Source organism: Aquisalimonas sp., assembly GCF_007120195.1.
In the GTDB taxonomy this organism is placed as follows: Bacteria; Pseudomonadota; Gammaproteobacteria; order Nitrococcales; family Aquisalimonadaceae; genus Aquisalimonas.
The window spans coordinates 1-18,014 of the sequence record NZ_SKOG01000264.1; the positions used below are offsets into that span (position 1 = coordinate 1).

Below are 18,014 nucleotides of genomic sequence, written 5' to 3' on the forward strand. Positions count from 1 at the left end.
GGAACCGCGATCAACGTCATTGGCACTATGGTGCGATTATTTACGCTCTGGCAGACCCCGCTCGAAGAAGGTGAAACGCTGGAGATCGCTTTTGACCGCGTATCGGTGCCGGAGTTGGCGGTCGATGATCTATTCGACGACGCATTTACCGCCATTGCCCGCGATGGCGCGGGTCTTGTCGAGGTTTCCATCCGACTGCAAAAGGCATTTGGCGCGCTGGCCGAAATCGGCGACGAAGCGGTGATCGCGGCCGCCAAAAAGCATTCCCGTCTGGCGCTGTCCCGTTCGGTACGCGCCATGTCACAGCAAGACGATATTGAGGCGACGCGTCAGGCTGCCGCGCTTTTGGCAAGATAAACCACGGGAAGAGGGCAACCCAGCCGGCGGGACGTAAACATGGACACCCACGGCGTATTTGCCCGAGCTTGTGCAAAGGGCAGATGATGCGCAGAATCTTGCGGATATCCAGGCGCTCGCGGAGCAACTCCGTGAACGAATGGACGAGCAACCGGAAGATCGCATGGGCTGGGTGTTGCTGGGGCGCACGCCGGCGCGTTCAATCGCCGCCGCGACCGTGTGCCACGGCGGGCAAGATCGCGGCAGCCACGATCCCAGGCTTCAAACCAGACTTCTAACCCGGCTGCTAATACGCTGCCCGCGTAACGCTCTCAGCCACTCGGCCGATTTCCTCGCTGCTTTGGGGAACGTCCAGGGACCTCTGGCGCTGTCCCGCGGCGTCAAAAAAGATCAGCACCCCGGGGCCGGGCGCGCCGTGGCGGCGCGCGAACGCATCGCCATCAGGCGTGCCGAGATCGGCGACGAGAAAATCAATCTCGTCCCCCCCCTCCGATCGAAACTCCGCGATGCGATCCATTACGGACATACTGGCCGGGTGGGCCGTTTCGAAGGTGAGCACCGCCACCGGCTTGCCCTGCCCCACCTGCGATAGGTCCGTACTCAGCCCTTCGTCAGGCAGTAGCGCCATGATGAAGAACGCGGAGGCGCCGATGATCCCCAGCGCCGTTGTCCACCGCGCCCAGCGGGGAAGCGGGGCCGGTGTCGAATTGCCTGCTGCCCGTTGGCGTTGCGCCATGTCGGATAATCCCCTCGGTTAGCGAAACCCATCAAGCCCGAATCAAGCGATCTCGTCCCAATATCTCGCACCAATAGTATCAAGGCCGAGCGCCCTGCCGCGAATTCAGCAAGCGTGCCGAAGCCGTTCATGGTTTTCGTCGTTAAGGCTTGGGTATACGCCAGCATCCCAACGGCTGTTGAAGCTCAGTTGGTCATGCGCGTCGCGACGGTTGAAACTCCATGCCCGACGAGCCCTCGCCGACCGAGCCTTGCAGTGAGACGTCGGTTGGCGCCCCACCACGTTGTCGCACAACCATGTTGCGAGCCCAGAACTGGTGGTTCATTGATCCAAGTCAACAGCGCAGCGCCAATCATGCCTATTCTGTACCGGTCGCGCCATCCATGCGAGGCATGGCCGGTGCTGAATACTTCCGGCTCAACCAAACCCGCTACACTCCAGCGGTGACCCGTTCAGCCAAGGAGCTTCCCATGACCACCTCCCGCTTCGAGCAGGCCATAAACAACCTGGATGCACTCCACGCCGAGGATCCGCGCCGTGCGCACATCGACGGACAGGCCATCCCGCAGGAGCTCTGGCACGCGCGCCGCATGAGCGCGTGGCTGGATCGCCTGCAGGTCACGCCGGACGAGTTGCTGCAGCTGGCCGTGCGGGCTCAGCACCTGCAACGATGGCAGCTACCCCGCAGCGACTACCCGGAGGGGCGCAAGGGATACCTGGCTTGGCGTCGCGACCAGGGCCGCCGGGCCGGCGCAACGACGGCGGCAATCATGGAAGAGGCGGGCTACCCGAGCGATGAGGCGGCACGCGTTGCGTCCATGATTCGCAAGGAAGGACTCGGCCGCGACCCGAGCACCCAGGCGGTGGAAGACTGCGCCTGCCTGGTCTTCCTGGAAAACTATTTCGCTGAGTTTTCCCGCCGCGTTGAGCACAATCACATGGTGCGCATTGTGCGCAAGACGTGGCGCAAGATGTCGCCGCGCGCCCGCGACCTGGCCCTGGAAATACCCATGGCGTTCGAGGCCCGGCAGGTCGTGGAAGAGGCACTCGCGGGCTGAATATGGCCCGCTCGAGGGCATGGCCCGCTGCAACCTGCGGCCGGCCGAAAGCACCCCCCATGGCGCGGCCCCGGTCCACGGCGGCCGCTAACCCCGCTCATGCTACACGCGCACCAACGCACCCAGGGCCACTCGCCGCACAGGCGCGCACTGAGCGTGCGACCGGCACACCGCGCTAAGGACGAGCGGCGCGCTTGACAGCGGTCAAGGATAATCGCCGATCAATATTGATAGCGTTAACGCTACGTCCGTGCACTTCTATACAAGCTCTGTGCCTCAGGTCCGGGAACCTCGATCTGAAGAACGGAAAACGAGGGGTATAAGAAAATGAAGGATGGGCTCACGAAGGCGGCGGCCCGTAACATCTTCTACGGGGGGTCGCTGTTTTTCTTCATTCTTTTCGCGGCGCTGACGATACACAGCCACTGGTATATCGTCAATGTATCCACACCAGAAATGCCCGACTCTGTGGCGCTGGGCAAACATGTCTGGGAAGAGCACAACTGCATTAACTGCCACACCATTCTCGGCGAAGGCGCCTATTTTGCCCCTGAGATGGGTAATGTCTGGACGCGTTTCGGTGGCCGGGACAACCCCGAAGGGGCCCGTGCCGCGATTGCCGGGTGGATGCGGGCACAACCCACCGGCGCCCCGGGTCGACGCCAGATGCCGTACTTCGACATCAACGACGAGGAGATGGATGCGCTCCTCGATTTCCTCGAATGGACCGACGCCATCGATACACAAGGATGGCCACCCCACCCGTCCGGCTGAAGCCCAATCGGTCCGCATCCAGCAGATTCGATAAGTACGGAGAAGAAATCCGATGAAATACGAAACCCAGAAGGTGGCCTTGCCTTTTTTCATGGTGGCCATGGCGCTGTTCGCCCTGCAGATCGTCTTCGGCATACTTGCAGCCACCGTTTACGTACTACCCGAATTTCTGTCCGAAGGCATGCCATTTCACATAATGCGCATGAGCCACACAAACCTGCTGATCGTGTGGTTGCTGATCGGCTTCATGGGGTGCACGTACTACCTGTTGCCGGAAGAAACGGAAACCGAGCTGCACAGCCCCATGATCGCCTACGTGCAACTCGGCATCTTCGCCTTCGCCGGCGCCGCGGCACTGATCGGATACCAGTTTGAGATCTACGAAGGCCGGCACTACCTTGAACAGCCCCTATGGGTGAAGGTGCTGATCACCGTCTCGTTCCTGATGTTCCTGTTCAACACCAGCATGACGCTGCTCAAGGGCCGCAAGACGGCTATAAGCCTGGTGCTGATGCTTGGCCTGTGGCTCGCCGCGATCTTCTGGCTGTTCGCCTTCTATAACCCCGACAACCTAGCACTGGACAAGCTCTATTGGTGGTGGATCGTGCACATCTGGGTCGAAGGCGTCTGGGAGCTCATCATGGCGGCTCTGCTGGGCTACCTGTTGATCAAGATGACCGGCGTCGACCGGGAGATCATCGAGAAGTGGTTGTATGTCATCGTCGGCCTGGCGCTTTTCTCCGGCCTTCTCGGCACGGGACACCACTACTACTGGATCGGCACGCCCGCCTACTGGCAGCCGATTGGCAGTATCTTCTCCACCCTGGAGGTGGTTCCGTTCTTCGCCATGGTGGTGTTCGCCTTCTACATGTTCTGGAAGGGCAACCGTAATCATCCCAACAAGGCTGCCATGCTCTGGACTCTGGGATCGGCCGCCATGGCCTTCTTCGGTGCCGGCGTGTGGGGCTTCATGCACACGCTCCACTGGATTAATTACTATAGCCACGGCACGCAGATTACCGCAGCACACGGCCATCTCGCCTTCTACGGCGCCTATGTCATGCTGATCCTCGGGGTTATTTCCTACGCGATGCCTCAGATCCGTCGCATGCAGCCCTATAACCAGATGTTGAACATGTGGTCATTCTGGATCATGACCGCCGCCATGAGCTTCATGACCTTCACCCTCACGTTCGCCGGCGTGGTACAGACCCATCTGCAGCGGGTGCTGGGCATGAATTTCATGCAGATCCAGGATCAGCTGGACCTGTTCTATGTCATGCGCCTCGGCGCCGGCGTCGTGATGGCGCTCGGTACGCTGTTGTTCCTGTACGCCATATTCGGACCGAAAGAGGAGCAAGTGCCGGCGACAGCGAATATCGACGCGACCGCCGACTAAGCGGAACACGCCGCCCGCCACCTGGCGGGCGGCACCCATCACACATGCCGGAGTCCGCCAATGCAGTCAGCAACCGAGCGCACCGAACGTGATGAACGGGAGCTGCCCTATTACCAGCCTACGGGTTCAGAGTGCGAGCTGTTTCGCCATGCCCATGAGCAGCGCCTGCCGCTGTTGCTCAAGGGCCCCACAGGTTGTGGCAAGACACGATTTGTTAGCCACATGGCCGCACGCCTGGGGCGTCCACTGTTCACGATTGCCTGTCACGACGACCTCACCTCGGCCGACCTGACGGGGCGTTATCTACTCCAGGGCGGGGAAACCCAGTGGGTGGACGGTCCGTTGACCCGTGCGGTCCGCGAAGGAGGCATCTGCTATCTCGATGAAGTGGTGGAGGCGCGCAAGGACGTGACGGTCGTCCTCCACCCCCTGACCGATGACCGCCGCCTTCTGCCCCTGGAGCGCACCGGCGAGCTCCTGGAAGCACCGCCGGACTTCATGCTGGTGGTGTCTTACAATCCTGGCTATCAGCACATTCTGAAATCACTGAAACCCAGTACCCGGCAGCGGTTTGTGGCCCTTGAGTTCGGTTTCCCGCCGCCGCGCGAGGAGGCGGCGATCGTGGCCCTGGAAAGCGGCCTCCAGCGGGAGCAGTGCACTGCCCTGGTGAACCTGGCCACGCGCCTGCGCGAACTCAAAGGGCAGGATCTCGAAGAGGCCGTCTCCACGCGTCTGATTGTCTATTGCGCCAGCCTGATACGCGCCGGTGTGCCCATTCTCGAGGCTACCCGTTGCACACTGGTCGAGCCCCTCAGTGACGACGACGACGTCAAGGATGGTTTGATGGAAGCCATCCGCGCCACCTTCGGCTAGGAAGCGAAACATGCTCCAGTTCCTGGAAGTCGAGGAAATTGTGGGGCGCTACTGGCATCGATGGGCATCACGCGCTGCCAGTTATCCCAGGCATCCGGATGCCGCTGTCGCGCTGGATAGCGTGCGCAACTCCCTCGGGGTCTTCTTCCGCGCCTGTGGTGGGGCGCTCGGGCTGGAAGTCGCCGCCATTGTCGCCCGCAATTCCCGCCACCGCCTGACTCTGCGGCAGCGTCTCGGCTTTGATGAAGAGCCCGTGGATCAGGCCCGCCGGGACGAAGAGAACCTGCTGCTGCCTCCGGTGCTGGACTACTTTCCCAGCGCCCAGCTCAACCGGGAGCTGTACTTCTGGTTGGCGGCCTTCCTGGCCATTGCGCGCCGTCCACAGCTCCCCGGCGACGTGAACGCGCTGCAGCGGGATATCGCCGCGCTGCGCGAGGCACGCCGCGCCAGTCTTGAGGTCTGCGATGCCTTCCCGGGCCTGGCGCAGCGTTACCGTGTCCTGTGCAGCGCGATTTGTGCCATTCGCCCGCGGCGCAAGCTGCCCCCGGCTGAAGCCGCCGTCGAGACCTGCATCCGCCATCTGCTGGGTGACACCCCGGAATTGGGCCCGCAGACCACGCGCTTGCTGCAAGCACTGAGCGACCCTGAGGCTCCACTGGATCACCTGCAGCCACCCCGTGACTATTGTCCCCCGCTTCCCGTACCGCTGTGGGGGGAAGTGCTCAGGCTAGGAGCCGGCAGCCCCAAGGAGGGAGATGATCAATCCGATCATGACGAGGGCGCCAATACCCCGAAAACGGCAAGTGAGGGTAAGCGCAAGGCCGAGCGACGGCACCAAGACCAGTGCGAGCGCAATGATCCCCTTGTGCTGAACCGCTTCGAGAAGATGCTTTCATGGACGGAGATGGTGAACGTCAACCGCCTGGTTGAAGACGAAGAGGACGAAGAAGCAAAGCGTGCCGCTGAGCAGATCGAGGAGATCACACTGAGCAAACACAAGCGCCGTGCAGCGACCCGGCTGAAGGTGGATCTGGACCTGCCACCTGAGGGCGTCTCCGGGGAACGGTTACGCGCGACATACACCTACCCCGAGTGGAATTACCGCAAACAACACTATCTACCGGCCCACTGCGCCGTGCACACAGAACAGCAATCCGACAAGGGCGAGCGCTGGACGCCTGATGCCGCCACCCGCCGGCGCATCCGCCAAGTGCGCCGCCAGTTCGAGGCGCTACGGCCGCGAAGGGAGTTCCTGCGCGGCCAAACCGATGGAACAGACCTGGACATGGATGCAGTCGTGCGCTCGCGTTGCGACCTCACGGCGACCGGAGAGCATTCGGACCGAATCTATGTCAACGCGCGGCACCAGTCGCGGGACCTGGCAGTGGGGCTGCTGGTGGATGTGTCGTTGTCCACGGATGCCTGGCTCGAGGACCGGCGAATCCTCGACGTGGAAATGGAAGCCCTCCTGGTCCTTGCCCACGGCCTCACGGCCTGCGGCGACGACTATGGCATCTTCTCGTTCACGTCGCACCGCCGCCATCGGGTATGGGTCAACACGCTCAAGGGGTTTGATGAAACCATGGGCGAGCAGATCGAACGCCGCATCGGCACCCTCCGGCCTGGCCACTACACACGCATCGGCCCCGCGATCCGCCATCTGTCCACCGAGTTACAGCAACGCCCGAATCGCAATCGTCTGTTGTTGGTGCTCACCGATGGCAAGCCCAACGACACGGACTACTACGAAGGCCGCTACGCCATCGAAGACACCCGGCGGGCGGTGATCGAGAGTCGTCAAAAGGAGGTCACCGTCTTCGGGGTCACCGTGGACAGTCAGGCCCAGCAGTACTTTCCTTACTTATTCGGCCGTGGCTGTCATGCCATCGTCAATCAGCCAAAACACCTGGTCACGGCGCTTCCGGCCATCTACCGACAAATCATCAGCGGTTGACCGCAGCGGTGTCCCGGCTCAATGGCTGGTGCCGGGCGAACGGTAGATCTTGTTGGAGACGTTGTATTTCCCTGACGGGCGCCGCATGGGCAGGCGCTCGACCTCTTCCAACGTCTCGGCATCGTAGACCACCAACGCACCATCCATCTCCCAGATACTCACCAGGGCATGGCTGCCGTCGCGCGTGAACTCCACGTGCGCGGCCGTCTTACCTGCTTCGGGCTGCAGGGTTTCGACAATTTCCAGGGATTGCTTGTCGATTACGTGCATCAGGTCGCGATTGGGACCAAAAAACACATCCACCCAGGCGTAGGGCGAGTTTTCGTGGCTGCGAAGGAAGAACCCAGGCCCCTTCGTTTCGATCTCGCGAATCACTTCCCAGGTCTCCACGTCCACCACGCTCACCGCTGCCTCCCGCAGGTGAGGCGTCGCCATTACCTGGCGGCCCTGGTATTCCCAGGTAATGCCGGAGGCGAGATGCGGCATACCAGCGATGGGAACGGTGGCGACTTCCTCACCCGTATCGAGATCCAGGACCACCGAGCGCCCGGCATCGCGCGCTGCCCCTAGCAATCGCCGGTAATCCGGCGTGAAGAAGAAATCGTCCATGGGGTCTTGCAACGGTATGCGGCGCACGGCGAAGTCGGCATCACCATCGACACCTTCCACCGAGCCGGCGGTCTCAGGTGTGGTATCCGGATCATGGAAGAGCTCCCAAACTTCCGGCGCATCGCGCAACGCGACAATGAAGCTACCCCTTGGAGCGGCTTGATAAACCGCACTGACCCGGGAGCTATTCTCGCCCGCTTCGTCGACGACGGGGATGCGCTCAACGGCTGTCAAATCATGCGCGTCCAGCACGACCAACGTGTGGGGCAGGTAATTGCCCACCAGGACATACCGCCCATCGCCGGAGAGGGCCAGATTCCGCGTGTTGATGCCAGCGCGGATTTCGTGGGTGGTGCGCAGGTTGTAGAGGTCATAGCGGCTAATCCAGCCATCGCGCGAGGCCAGGAAGACGTAACGGCCATCGGCGGAATACTTGGGCCCACCGTGGAGTGCATGGCGACTCTTGAAACGGTGGATGGGCTCGAAGCGGTCACCATCCAGGACCGTCACGTGGTGGTCGCCGGTTTCCACAACGAGAAAGATATTCTCCGGGTCGGCGTCGAACTGCGGCTTCCCCGACAACCCTTCAGAGTCTTCGACGTGGCTCACCCACGTCGCGTTCATATCGGCAAGCCGCCACTCGGGTGTGTCATCAAGTGGCGTGTAAATGAACTCCACGAGGGCGTCCACCTGGTCGTCATCGAGTACGTGGCCGAACCCCGGCATCTGCGTTGCGGGTAGGCCCTCGCCAATGACCGCGTGCGCATCCTCCCGGTCAAGCCGCCCCAGGTTCTCGGGCAATAGCGCGGGCCCTGTTCCACCCAGGCGGTCGCCGCCGTGGCACTCGGCACAATGGGTGTTGTACAACGCCTGCGCATCGACAGATCGTTGCTCCCCCGCAAACAGGGAACCCCCGAAGAGCATGAGCGCGCACGCGAGCCCCACCGCTGCTGGCAGGCACGGCAGTTGCCGCTGTCGCTGCCGGGACGCACCCGTCATTCCAACAATCATGATGACCCCGCCAGCCTTCGCTGCAGTGTGGTCAACGCCCGCGAAACACCTTCGCCGGGCGCTGGTAGGGGACGGTCTTCAGCCGCTCACGTCCCGCAACGACCCCGATCTCCTCGTCACTCAAGTAGCACGCCGGATCCTCTTCCCAGGGGTCACCGGTGAGCTGCAGCGCCCGCACCCGTGTGTTGCCATTGCAGATATCGAGAAACCGGCATTCCCCGCAGCGGCCGCGAACCGGCCGCGGGTGCTGCTTAAGCCCAGCCATGACCGGGTCGGAGGTGTCATTCCAGATCGCTCCGAAGGGGCGCTCACGCACGTTTCCCAAGGTGTAGTTCCACCACATGGTGTCCGGGTGGACGTTGCCCAGATTGTCGATATTGGCCACGTTCACGCCGGATGAGTTGCCGCCCCACTGCCGCAATTTCGCCGCAATGTGCTCCGCCCGCTCGGGGAAATGCTCCCGCACCCACAGCAACAGATACACGCCGTCGGCGTCGTTGTTACCGGTGACGAATTCGCGATGGATACCCCGGCGCGCATATGACAGCGCCGCGTCAAAGATCTGGTTCATGGCGGTGCGCGTCATATCCAGATGCGTGTCGCTCGCCCGGTTCCGGTCGCCACGGCCGGCATAGTTGAGATGGGAAATATAGAACTTCTCGATGTCGTGCTCATCGAGCAGGGCCAGCAACCGGGGTAGCTCCGCGGCGTTGTCCTGGGTCAGGGTAAAACGCAGCCCGACCTTGAGGGCGCGCTCCCGGCATAGACGCACGGCTTCCATGGACAGGTCGAAGGCGCCTTGCATGCGCCGGAAGCGGTCGTGGGTCGCACCAATGCCGTCCAGGCTGATGCCGACGTAGTCGTAACCAATGTCGGCGATGACGTCGATGTTGGACGAGTCGATCAGCGTTCCGTTCGTGGACAGCCCCACATAAAACCCCATGTCCCGGGCGCGGCGGGAGATGTCAAAGATGTCGGGACGCATGAGTGGCTCACCCCCCGAGAGGATGAGTACGCGCACACCGTAGTCATGGAGATCGTCCATGACCCGGTAGACCTCCTCGGTGCTCAGCTCACCGGCAAAGTCGTAATTCGCTGAAATCGAGTAGCAGTGTTTACAGGCCAGATTGCAGCGGCGGATCAGGTTCCAGATCACCACCGGGCCGGGCGGTTTGCGCGCCGGCCCCAGGGGCCTGGGCGCGAGCACCTCATTCATATACTGGGATACACGGAACATGGTTCCTCCTCAACCTCCGAGGCGAAGGCCGGTTTTTTTCAGCAAACGGCTGCTGTACAGGATGTCGTAACGATGACAGGCATTGCCAAGCAGGCGGGCGATTTCGGCCACATGGTTTTCGACTTCGCCCCGGCTGCGGCCGTGCACCATGGCGAACAGGTTATAGGGCCACTGAGGCGGGTGGCGCGGGCGGCGGTAGGCGTGGCTGACACAATCGAGCATCCCCACCTGCTCACCGAGTTCATCCACCCGGGCATCGTCGACGTCCCAGACCGACATGCCATTGGCGTGGATGCCCAAGGCGTAGTGCTGAGGAACAGCGGCAATGCGACGAATGGCGCCGTTATCCTGCATTCGCTGCAAGCGGCTCATGACCTCGGACGGCGACAGCCCGAGGGACTCCGCCAGGGTGTGGTATGGGCGCACGCTCAGGGGCATTCCCCCCTGGGTCGCACGGATAATGGCCCGATCGACGGGGTCCGGCTTATGGCAGGCGTCATCCCATGGCGTCATACGGCAAGCCTCAACCCGATGTAGAATTCCCGCTGGCGCGGCATGTTGTAGACTGCGAGGTCCGTGCGCCGACGGATGTCGTCGAGCACCTCCTCGATGCGTTCCTCACGCTCGGTGGACAGCACGAACCACATGTTCAGAACATGCTCGCGGGCGTAGTTGTGGGCGACCTCGGGGTAGCCGTTCACCAGTTCCACCACGTCATTGAATCGCGCCTCGGGGACCGCCATGGCGGCCAGGGTCACCGCCCCGCCAAGCCGTTCGGCGTTGTACAGCGGGCCGAAGCGGCTCAACACCCCGGCATCCACCAACCCTTGCAATCGTTCCACGACGGCCTGTTCGGTCATGCCAAGCTCGTTGGCAATTCCCTGGAATGGCCGTTCGGCCACGGGAATACCGTCTTGCAGCTCATTGATCAGTGTGCGGTCAACGGCATCCATCCGCCCCCTCCATCGTGTTACCAGAGTGAGTTTCCCGCGGCATGTACCAGGCACCGCGTTGCTTGAAACGACGGCCGCTGAAAAGGACGCGATGGGGAAAAGCCGTCAACGCGTGACGTCGCACCAAAGCGTCCCGGCGAGCCAGCACTTGATGGCGATCCTGCCCATGGATCATGCAGTAGAGGTTGTAGGGCCATTGCGGCGGCGCTGGCTTCCGTCGGTAACACAAGGTCACACCGGACTCATCGGCGATGGCGGCACCGTAGGCGTCCACCTGCTGCTCCGGAACGGCCCAGACCATCATTGCATTGGCCCGGTAGCCAAGCTCGTGGTGGCGCACGATCACCCCGAGACGGCGAATGACCCCATTAGCCTGCAAGCGCCTGAGGCGGCGCAGGACCTCACTCTCCGTCATGCCGATGGTTTCCCCCACGGCGGCATAGGGGCATGGCACCAGAGGCAGGCCACGCTGCAGCGCAGCGATTAGCTGTCGATCGCGTTCTGTGACGCCCATTGCAGATCGAACCCCAAGTCCACGTGGTAATCGCACACCAGTCGCAAATCGAGTAGCGGATAACCCGTGCACGTCTCGATATCGGCCAGTGCCCTCAGCAATTGCGACTGGTCCGGCGCCATGGCGACGAACCACAGGTTAAAATCATGCTCGCGCTCATAGTTGTGATTGACTTCGGGTCGCGCACTGATGATTGCAGCGACGCGTTCGATGTCGTCCTCGGGCACCGCCATGGCAGCCAGGGTGCCAACTCCGATCGCCCCCGGTTTCAAGGTCGCCCCCACCCGACTGACGACACCGTTGCCTTGAAACTCGCCGAGGGCGGCGAGGACCGCCTCTTCTCCTACGCCAAGTTCCTTGCCGATTTCCGCAAATGGCCGGGAGACGAGGGGCAGCCCGCGCTGGTAGTCATTCAACAAGGCACGCTCCAGTTCACCGTATTGGTGGCTTTCTTTCACGTCGGCTTCGCTGTCACGCTGACTGGCCATGATTACAACCCGGTTCTGTGTGCACGGTAAGTCATGAAAATGCCGCTCGGGGTCTTTGCATCCATCGTGGCCAGTCGTTCAAGGGTGTCTGGATCGTAGACCTCGACCCGGTCCTCATCACGCACCGACAGCCACAGCTGCTCACCACGCGGCGTGAATTCCATGTGCAACACGCCAGGCCCCGGATTAAGCTCTCCGGCGACCTCCAGCGTCGCGGTATCCACGACCTGCACCACATCGTTATCCGGGTACGCGAAGTTCACCCAGATCTGACGCCCGTCCGGCCGGGCAACAGCGAAAATGGGTTGCCCGTGCAGCGGGACGCGACCCACCTCGCGCCAGCCGTCTGGATTGACCACGAGTAACTCGTGCCGACCAACCGCGGGCAGGAAGAGCAACCTATTGGCCGCCGCCCAGCCTTCCAAGTGCGGCATCTTGAATACCGGCAACGGCTCCTCGCCGCGGCCATAGCCATCCATGATCCGTTTTACCCCTGCTTCCAGGTCCCAGAGGTCCAGAAGCACCAAGCCGTCCTCGCCGAACAGGCCGGCAATGTAGTAGCGTCCATCCGGCGTGATGAGCCCGTCGTAGGGCTGGCGACCGACATCCCGAAACTTGCGGATATCGGGCTCCTGCGGGTTGCTCAGATCGGCCACCCAGATTTCGTCGGCATCGAACAGGCTGAACACGAAGCGCTGGCCCGGTGCATCGACCAGTCCTACGACCTTGGATAACTGCCCGTTGTCACCGTACTCGGCCGGAATGGTGGCGATCGGTTCCAGATCATCGGTGCGAAACACGCGCACGCCACCCGGCTCGTAGTTGGAGACCGCAACCAACGACCCGTCCTGCGAGATACCCCCGCCGACGCTGTTGCCGGCCTGAACCACCCGATGAGTCAGTTCCCCAAGTAACAGATCGATGCGACTGAGTGCGCCATCACGACCAAACACGAACGCGTGACGCGCATCGCGCGAGAATTTGACACTGGCATGGGAGAAGTCCCCCAGGTCCGCAACACGCTCCAGCTTGGTCCGGCTCGTGCTCTCGACAACCAGCAGGCTGCCCGCCTCGCGCTCGATGACCACGCCCAGGTCGCCGGTTCCGCGCAACTCCCCTGCGTGAGCGCTCGACAGCGCCAGGAACAGGCCTGCAACCAGCGCCGCGCCGACCCGAAGCTCTCCGATGGTTGTCATTTCACTCCCTCCCGCAGCAGTTCCACTAGCCAGGCGGCTTCGTCTTCACTCAGCTTCCAACTCCAGCCCGGCATCGGAGTGCCCGGCACGCCGTGCAGAATCACGGCCTCAAGCCGGCTGTCTGTCTCATCGGCAAGCGCCTCAGGGGTGAGCGCCGGCCCGAGGCCGCCGCGCATTGTCAGGCCATGGCAGGAGCCGCACTCCTGCACAAGCAAATGCTTGAGCTCTTGGGCGCGGGCGTCGTCGACTTCTGCCTGCACTGGCAGCGCCAACATAGCCGCGACCGTGAGGCCGCAAGCCCCTCCCGTGAAAGCCCGTTGCGCGTCAGCCACCGAAGGCCTCCCGGCCCAGGTTTCGCTCGGAAACCACCTTGCTGATACCAATGCGCTCGGCCTCCTCCACCACCCGACCGATGACCAGCAGTACCGGCGCGGTCAGGCCTGCCATCGCCGTGTCCCGCCGCACGGAGGCCAAGGTTGTCCGACAAGTCCGTTGCTCAGGGGTCGTGCCGGCGGAGATCGCCAGCACGGGTGTTGCCGGCGACAACCCGGCGGCCTGGAGCTGTTCGCTTATGTGCGGTGCGTTCGCCAACCCCATGTAGACCACCAAGGTGGTATCCGGATCGGCCAGGCTTTGCCAATGCAAATGGAAATCGACGCCGTCGCGGCAGTGCCCCGTCACGAAACGCGCACCGGTCGCGACGCCGCGATGTGTCAAAGGGATCCCCAACGCACTCAAGCACCCGGACGCTGCCGTGATGCCTGGAACCACCTCATGGGGAATCCCGAAGCGCGCGAGGTGTTCGACCTCCTCGCCGCCACGTCCAAAGATGAACGGATCCCCTCCCTTGAGCCGGATCACATCCCGCCCGCTCGCTGCCAGACGCACGAGGAGCAGGTTGATTTCACATTGAGGTACGGCATGACGCGAGGGGGCCTTGCCGACAAACAAGCGTGTGGAGGTCGGCGGCGCCAAATCAAGCACATCCTGCGACACCAATCGGTCATAGACGAGAACGTCCGCCTGCTGGATCAGGCGCTGGGCCCGGACTGTCAGTAAGTCCGCGGCTCCGGGGCCTGCGCCCACCAAGTACACGCATCCGGGAGTCGTCGTAGCCCGCCCCTCGCCTTCGACTGCCTCCGGTACTCGCGTCATCGTCATCGTCCACCTTGTCGCCTGCAGCGTCGTGCGGCCGGCGTCCTGCGCCCGGAGCATCCAGTTCGGCTTGTTGCACGCGCTTACCCCCATGAGGGTATCCACGGTCAGGGAGCGAATCCTTGACTTAAGTCAAAGCACCTGGGCATGACAAGCGCGACGGTATTAAAGCCGGCTCTCAACTGAAAACCACTACAAGGAGAGGGACGCCCGGCGCAAGGGTCGTTCGGCACGAATTCCGGCCATCAGAGGGCAGGAGGGGACATGACCACTGATAAAAATCACTACGAGACCATTCGACGCGAGCCACTGTTCGACGTGTTATCGGACGAGACGGTGACAGTGCTTGCGGGGGATGCCGTCGAACGCGAGTACAAGCGCGGGACCTTGTTGTTCTTTCAGGATGAGCCGCCAGATCGGATTTATTTCGTCCTCGCGGGCTGGGTGAAGCTATTCCGCGACACCTCGGATGGCAACGAGTGCCTGGTGGCGCTGCTCAGCCAGGGGGAGCTGTTCGGGGAGACCGCAGCGCTTGATCCAATGGGCTTCCCCGCAAACGCCGTCGTTGCGGAAGACGCCCGACTGCTGACGATCCCCACGGATTGCTTTCGACGGCTGCTGCGGGAAAACAAGGAGTTGGCGCAGAATCTGCTCATCCGACTCGCCGGGCTGCTGCGCCAACACATCCACCGGATCGATCAACTCGCCAACCAGCCCACGCAGCAGCGCGTTGCAGCATTCCTGGTATCGCTGTGTCCGTGCGATGGGGGCTCGGCAGTGATCCATCTGCCCTGCGACAAGGTATTGATTGCTGCTCGCCTGGGCATGAAACCCGAGAGCTTCTCCAGGGCAATGGCCCGCCTCCGCGCGGTGGGTGTGCACTGTAAGGGGCACACCGTGCATGTCGACGATCTGCCCATGCTGCGGCGCATCGCCGACGGCATGCGGCCTGCCATAAACAGAGCGACCCAGTCCGCACCGTCCGCCGTAACGCTCGACAGCCGAAGGACTTGAACGCCGATAGTGGCACCGCGACCAGAGCCGGGAGCAGGGATTTTGGCTACGGCGACAGAGGTACGACCCGAGTGATAACTGCGCGCCGTACCAGGTCGCTTGATGGTGGTCAATTACCTTTGCCGCAAAACTCGGTATCAATCGACTTTAAGGCCGGAGCGCTGTGGGTCACAGACCAGGCCAACACACGGACCTGGAGTCACACAGCCCAACCGGCCGCGCATTCTTAATGGAATCACAGCGAGGCATACCATGTATAAGAAACCACTCAGCACTGGGCTCTTAGGCCTCGGCCTACCGCTAGCTCTTGCCTTGTCCGGAGCAGGCATTGCAGTCGCCGACGAAGCTCCGGAGTTGACGGAGGAGGAGCGTGAGGGCGCACCCGAGCTGACCGAGGAAGAGCAAGAGCGCGCCGACATGATTTACTTCCAACGCTGCGCGGGCTGCCACGGCACACTCCGCGGCGGTGCCACCGGGCCCGACCTACTGCCGGAGAACACGCAGGAGCTGGGACAGCGGCGGCTCGAGCGGATCATCGCGCTGGGCACCGAAGGCGGCATGAACAACTTTGACGGTATTCTCGATGAAGATGAGATCGAGCTGATTTCCAAGTATATCCAGGGCGAGATTTCGGAGCCACCGGAGATGTCTCTTGCCGATATCAGAGACACCTGGGAGGTCTATGTCGAACCGGAGGACCTGCCGGACGAGCCACAGCACGATAGGAACTGGGAAAACTTCATGGTCACCATCCTGCGTGACCGTGGCGCCATGGGCATCATCGACGGTGACACGAAGGAGTTGGTGACCGAAGCGGAAACCGGCTACGCGGTCCACGTGGCCAAGGAGAGCTCGGACGGGCGCTTCTGGTACGTCCAGGGCAGAGACGGACGACTGTCCATGATCGATTTGTGGATGGACCCGCCACAGGTTACCTCAGAAGTATTCATCGGCATCGATGCCCGTGATGTGGCCGTCTCCCATTATGGGGAATGGAAGGATAAATACGTGATCGGCGGTGCCTACTGGCCGCCCCACTTCGTCATCACCGACGCCAAGAACATGGAACCGTTGAAGGTGGTCTCCACACGAGGCTACGACACCGAGGGCAACTACGTTCACGAGGCCCGCGTGGCGGCGCTGTACAATACCCCGCACCAGCCCTCCTGGCTTGTAAACGTCAAGGAGACAGGGCAAATCTGGCAGGTGGACTACAGCGATCTCGATAATCTGCGTGTCGAGATGATCGAGTCCGCGGAATACCTGCATGACGGCTTCTTTGACCCCACCGGGCGGTACTTCCAGATTGCGGCGAACTTCAGCCATTTGATGGTCTTCGTCGACACGGAGACCCGCAAGCGTGTAGGCATGCTCAACACCGGGGATATCCCCCACCCGGGCCCAGGCGCCAACTGGATCGACTCGGAATGTGGCCCGGTGGCAGGCACCACGCATCTGGGTGAGGGACTCATGACCGCCTGGGGCAACGATCCGGACGGCCATCCGGACCAGGCCTGGGAGATCTGCTTCTCGGTGGAGACCGACGGGCCGGGGCTGTTCCTTCGCACCCATCCGGATTCCGACCACGTGTGGATCGACCAGTCCATGCACCCAGAAGCCGATGTCAATCAGTGGGTCATGGTGATGGACAAGGAGACCCGGGAACTGACCCCCATCCAGGTTGCCGATCGCCCAATCGAGCATGACGCGGTGGCCGTGCACATGGAATACGACCAAACCGGCACCGAGGTCTGGGTATCCATCTGGGCCCGTGGTCGCGGCCATCAGGACGATGGTGCCATCGTTGTCTTTGACGACGAGACCCTCGAGGTAAAGGACATCATTGAGGGGCTAAACACGCCAACGGGCAAGTTCAACGTCTATAACCGCATGAACCACATCGGGTGACGCCGCAGCAGTGAGGCCGAAGCACGCCGGAACGCGTGCTTCGGCCCCTTTCGCAGCCGCCTGACCGGGGCGGCTGCGAAAGGGGCCGAATTAGAGAAATCAGCCAAGCGCCGCACGTTCACCAGGGGGCGAGAGCGATGACCAGGAAACGCCTGCGCAATATCACGATCATGGGGGCCTCGCTAGGCGCCGCTGTGACCTTTTTCATTGCCGGAATCGTGTTCTGGGGCGGATTCCACACGGTGGTGGAAATCACCAACACGCAGTGGTTCTGTACCTCCTGCCACGAGATGCAGTGGGTTCAAGCCGAGTACGAGGACCGTCCCCACTGGCAAAACCCCACCGGTGTCGGCGCGACCTGCTCGAATTGCCACGTGCCGGAGGCGTGGGGGCCAAAGATGGTCCGCAAAGTCGTCGCCACCCGGGAACTCTGGCACAAGGCCCTGGGCAGCATTAACACCCGGGAGAAATTCGAGGACAAGCGCTTGGAGCTCGCCGAACGGGTCTGGCGCTCCATGCTGCGAACCGACTCGCGCGAATGCCGCAACTGCCACGACTGGCAAGCCATGGACATGGATGCCCAACCAGACCGGGTGTCCCGCCAGCACGAGCGCGCCTTCGAGCAGGGGCAGACCTGTATCGAATGCCATCAAGGCATTGCCCATGAACTCCCGCAGGACTGGGAGGAATCCCAAGTGTGGGTGCGACTTGAGGAAGCCCGGGAAGAAGTGGAAGTGCCAGTGGCCGAACCCGAGCCAGACCCCGAGCCCGAGCCCGA

General features: G+C 62.3%; 19 protein-coding genes. 9 read left to right on the forward strand and 10 right to left on the reverse strand.

What is annotated here, in order from left to right; translation table 11 throughout:
* Positions 1-357, forward strand: a 357-nt coding sequence (locus tag QZT63_RS18175) for a DUF2254 family protein (protein ID WP_290653201.1), incomplete at its 5' end; no start/stop codon positions are given.
* A 286-nt stretch (positions 358-643) separates the two neighbouring features.
* Here QZT63_RS18175 and QZT63_RS18180 read toward each other — a convergent pair.
* Positions 644-1,093: a hypothetical protein gene (locus tag QZT63_RS18180; protein WP_290653202.1), complete on the reverse strand. Its 450-nt coding sequence runs from the start codon at positions 1,091-1,093 to the stop codon at positions 644-646.
* 470 nt (positions 1,094-1,563) lie between these two features.
* On the opposite strand from QZT63_RS18180, the gene QZT63_RS18185 reads away from it, so the two are divergent.
* The 5 genes from QZT63_RS18185 (at position 1,564) to QZT63_RS18205 (ending at position 7,151) form a co-directional block, all read left to right on the forward strand.
* The gene (locus QZT63_RS18185) at positions 1,564-2,151 is read left to right on the forward strand and encodes a DUF4202 domain-containing protein (protein WP_290653203.1); all 588 of its coding nucleotides are present in this window, start codon (positions 1,564-1,566) and stop codon (positions 2,149-2,151) included.
* Between the two features lie 327 nt (positions 2,152-2,478).
* A complete protein-coding gene (locus tag QZT63_RS18190) occupies positions 2,479-2,925 on the forward strand; it encodes a cytochrome c (protein WP_290653204.1) in 447 nt (148 codons plus the stop codon).
* 52 nt (positions 2,926-2,977) lie between these two features.
* Entirely contained in the window at positions 2,978-4,324 is a 1,347-nt protein-coding gene (locus QZT63_RS18195; protein WP_290653206.1) for a cbb3-type cytochrome c oxidase subunit I, read from the forward strand.
* Positions 4,325-4,384: 60 nt separating this feature from the next.
* Complete coding sequence (locus QZT63_RS18200; protein ID WP_290653208.1) at positions 4,385-5,197, forward strand: CbbQ/NirQ/NorQ/GpvN family protein; 813 nt, start codon at positions 4,385-4,387, stop codon at positions 5,195-5,197.
* A 10-nt stretch (positions 5,198-5,207) separates the two neighbouring features.
* A complete protein-coding gene (locus QZT63_RS18205; RefSeq protein WP_290653210.1) occupies positions 5,208-7,151 on the forward strand; it encodes a VWA domain-containing protein in 1,944 nt (647 codons plus the stop codon).
* An 18-nt stretch (positions 7,152-7,169) separates the two neighbouring features.
* Here the strand turns inward: QZT63_RS18205 and QZT63_RS18210 are convergent, their stop codons facing one another.
* The 9 genes from QZT63_RS18210 to cobA are packed head-to-tail and all read right to left on the reverse strand — an operon-like array spanning position 7,170 to position 14,314.
* Complete coding sequence (locus QZT63_RS18210; RefSeq protein WP_290653212.1) at positions 7,170-8,759, reverse strand: nitrite reductase; 1,590 nt, start codon at positions 8,757-8,759, stop codon at positions 7,170-7,172.
* A 43-nt stretch (positions 8,760-8,802) separates the two neighbouring features.
* Positions 8,803-10,008 carry a heme d1 biosynthesis radical SAM protein NirJ gene (gene nirJ, locus QZT63_RS18215; RefSeq protein ID WP_290653213.1) on the reverse strand — a complete coding sequence of 402 codons (1,206 nt, stop codon included), beginning with the start codon at positions 10,006-10,008 and terminating at the stop codon, positions 8,803-8,805.
* Positions 10,009-10,017: 9 nt separating this feature from the next.
* The gene (locus tag QZT63_RS18220; RefSeq protein WP_290653214.1) at positions 10,018-10,521 is read right to left on the reverse strand and encodes an AsnC family transcriptional regulator; all 504 of its coding nucleotides are present in this window, start codon (positions 10,519-10,521) and stop codon (positions 10,018-10,020) included.
* The gene (locus tag QZT63_RS18225; RefSeq protein ID WP_290653215.1) at positions 10,518-10,961 is read right to left on the reverse strand and encodes an AsnC family transcriptional regulator; all 444 of its coding nucleotides are present in this window, start codon (positions 10,959-10,961) and stop codon (positions 10,518-10,520) included. The genes QZT63_RS18220 and QZT63_RS18225 overlap by 4 nt, the downstream gene beginning before the upstream one ends.
* The gene (locus QZT63_RS18230; RefSeq protein WP_290653216.1) at positions 10,948-11,475 is read right to left on the reverse strand and encodes an AsnC family transcriptional regulator; all 528 of its coding nucleotides are present in this window, start codon (positions 11,473-11,475) and stop codon (positions 10,948-10,950) included. The genes QZT63_RS18225 and QZT63_RS18230 overlap by 14 nt, the downstream gene beginning before the upstream one ends.
* Positions 11,445-11,963: an Lrp/AsnC family transcriptional regulator gene (locus tag QZT63_RS18235; RefSeq protein ID WP_290653217.1), complete on the reverse strand. Its 519-nt coding sequence runs from the start codon at positions 11,961-11,963 to the stop codon at positions 11,445-11,447. Before QZT63_RS18235 ends, QZT63_RS18230 begins: the two co-directional genes overlap by 31 nt.
* A gap of 2 nt (positions 11,964-11,965) precedes the next feature.
* Entirely contained in the window at positions 11,966-13,159 is a 1,194-nt protein-coding gene (locus tag QZT63_RS18240; RefSeq protein WP_290653218.1) for a cytochrome D1 domain-containing protein, read from the reverse strand.
* Entirely contained in the window at positions 13,156-13,491 is a 336-nt protein-coding gene (locus tag QZT63_RS18245; protein WP_290653219.1) for a cytochrome c, read from the reverse strand. Before QZT63_RS18245 ends, QZT63_RS18240 begins: the two co-directional genes overlap by 4 nt.
* Complete coding sequence (cobA, locus tag QZT63_RS18250; RefSeq protein ID WP_290653221.1) at positions 13,484-14,314, reverse strand: uroporphyrinogen-III C-methyltransferase; 831 nt, start codon at positions 14,312-14,314, stop codon at positions 13,484-13,486. Before cobA ends, QZT63_RS18245 begins: the two co-directional genes overlap by 8 nt.
* Positions 14,315-14,578: 264 nt before the next feature.
* Here cobA and QZT63_RS18255 point away from each other — a divergent pair, with 264 nt between their 5' ends.
* The 3 genes from QZT63_RS18255 to QZT63_RS18265 all read left to right on the forward strand — a co-directional run.
* Positions 14,579-15,328, forward strand: a complete 750-nt coding sequence (locus QZT63_RS18255; protein WP_290653223.1) for a Crp/Fnr family transcriptional regulator — start codon at positions 14,579-14,581, stop codon at positions 15,326-15,328.
* Between the two features lie 252 nt (positions 15,329-15,580).
* Positions 15,581-17,236: a nitrite reductase gene (locus tag QZT63_RS18260; protein ID WP_290653224.1), complete on the forward strand. Its 1,656-nt coding sequence runs from the start codon at positions 15,581-15,583 to the stop codon at positions 17,234-17,236.
* Between the two features lie 137 nt (positions 17,237-17,373).
* On the forward strand, positions 17,374-18,014 hold a 641-nt coding region (locus tag QZT63_RS18265; protein ID WP_290653225.1), incomplete at its 3' end, for a NapC/NirT family cytochrome c.